Origin of the sequence: Photobacterium pectinilyticum (genome assembly GCF_024357955.1) — a bacterium.
In the GTDB taxonomy this organism is placed as follows: Bacteria; Pseudomonadota; Gammaproteobacteria; order Enterobacterales; family Vibrionaceae; genus Photobacterium; species Photobacterium pectinilyticum.
Window position 1 is genome coordinate 1 of record NZ_JANEYT010000162.1, and the last position, 2257, is coordinate 2257.

Sequence of the window (2257 nt, forward strand, 5' to 3'; positions counted from 1 at the left end):
CTGACCCGCCTACGGCAGGATCAACAATGCTTATTTGAGAGTGAGGCCATCGAATTTACATTTTGGGGCTCAGGTACGCGAACTAGAGGATTTGCCTGTGCAAAAAATATCACTAAAACATTGTATTTCTCCCTACGAATTTTTGCCGTATCGGAGTTTCTTTTCCAATAACCGGTGATCTGCCTCCATCCTATACTGTTGATTTTTTGGCTGGGCTCATGCTGAAAGATATCCTCAATAATGGCAATTAACCTCGTAAACTGTTTTTTTTTGTTCGCTGTCTTTTTGCCTTTCGATAGGTAAGGGTGCATGTATAACCTGATTTCTCGGTATGTCTTGGGGTCCATTTTTAACCTAAATATGCATTTGTTATTGAGATTCGACCATGACCCAATTCATTGCTGACTTGCAGCCGGCATTGGTGGTCTAGTTGGCGAGAGGCATTCAGTGATATGCCGAGTTTCTGGCTGATGAAGTGGTGATGTTGGGTGTGACCAACACCTGAACGAACAGGCGATTGCACCCCTGATAGTTGCTCATAACGATCATTGGCGTAGCTGTGCCGTTCCCCATGAAATGTCATTCCCGTATCCTTCATTTCACGATAGGACTGAAACTGATATTGCCGCCATGTTTGATATTCAGGGATCATCGAGCGTTCGCTACCTTGTTGAGATGCCGCTGTTCTGAGGGCTTCCAGTTGGGCATTGCTATTGATCGGTACCTCTCGTGGTCGCCCACCCTTTGTTCCAGCATCGATTGTGATTTTCCCCGTTTTTTCCCCCTCAACCACAGCTAATTTGGCGTTGATTAGGCTGCTCTCCTTGAACCTAAGCCCCAGTTCCCGCTGCAGCCCTAGTTGAGATGCCAGTCGAGAACTAACCTTCTGACAGGTCTTGGTGTGTAGGCCCTCTGGTGTGCTGCGATCACTGTCGGCTATGCCAGATCTTGTCGGTAACCCAGCATCGCGGACAGGATTTAGGTGGCATTTATCATCTAACCTGGCATTACTCATGGCAACATTCACTCTGGATAGCATTACTTGAGCAGAACCCGCCGTAATTTCACCTTGTTCATAACGCTCATTCAGATGCTCTGCGTAGCCCTGAACATGCTCCAGCTCTACACGCCTGAGATCCTTAATCCCATGCTCATCTCGTAGGTAGTTCGCAAATGATCGACAAAAACTTTTGGTGTCAGCGTTTGTTTTATCTCCATTTGCAGATAATTGGTACGCATTTACCAGTGCTCGGCCGAGATCTCGAGATCCTAGACCATAATTCCTAACGTTCATGTTTCTATTCATTTTTACACTCATGTTGCGCACCCCTCGGGTGTAATGTTGAGAGTTCCGCGCATTTATTTTGTGACTACGCTAGTTGCGCTTCTAGAACGGGCTTGTTGCATCCCTCGTAGTCCTGAGTGTTTAGCCTTTTGGCTGGGTTTTGTGCGTAACATATTCCCCCCACGTTTGCGTCCACCACGGCAAATCCGTAGCTTCATGGGCGTAGAATGTGAATAACCTCCAAAAACCTCGATGATGTTAGTTGATGAGACAGGCGTAAGCGTCTGTTTATAAGGCGAAAATCATCTGGTTTTTTGAGGTTGGCACCGTCGTCAAGTTGCTATCGCAACTTGACGACTAGCTACGGTGACGTAGATATAGGTGAACGCAGCATATGGAGCTAGCGCTTGTGAATTGACGAGATCGCCAAAAATCTAGTGCAGTTAGTGCAGTTAGTGCAGTTAGTGCAGTTAGTGCCGCATTAGAATGTCTTTAAGGGGAGCTGTTAGCTCTTTGATTTAGATCTTTAGGGGGAGCTGTTAGCTCTTTGATTGGTTTATAGCTATTGGTTTATAGCTTTAGGTGCTTTTGATTTTTTTCCGTTAGGAGAGGAGTTCTAACCGTTATCGGTAATCTACTTAGAACTGTAGATTTTTACGCACGTTGTGCGAGATAAATTTCATATTACCCAAATTGCTGATAAATACAATAATTCTGTTTCTGACGCGCTCCGCTTGTCCCACATAGCTCTACACAAAAAATTTTTTTGTGTGTAGAGCTATGTGTTGGCTAAAAGTGATAAAAACGCCCCTTATAGGGGCGTTTTTGTTTCAAATGAATCGCCCCCGAAAGACCCTGTAAATCGCCCTCAAACCGTCACAAACTTTCAACTGTTATTAGGCATGCATCGCCTTGATCATCTATGTGAAATGCCGCCTACGGGCTTCTGAGGGGCTGGAAAGGCCAAAATCA

At 45.4% G+C, this 2257-nt stretch carries 1 protein-coding gene; it reads right to left on the reverse strand.

All coding sequences use genetic code 11. From position 1 onward, the window contains the following. Positions 1-349: 349 nt before the first annotated feature. Positions 350-1294, reverse strand: coding sequence for an integrase domain-containing protein (locus tag NHN17_RS25610; RefSeq protein WP_255045497.1), 945 nt, complete (start codon positions 1292-1294; stop codon positions 350-352). Positions 1295-2257 lie beyond the last annotated feature (963 nt).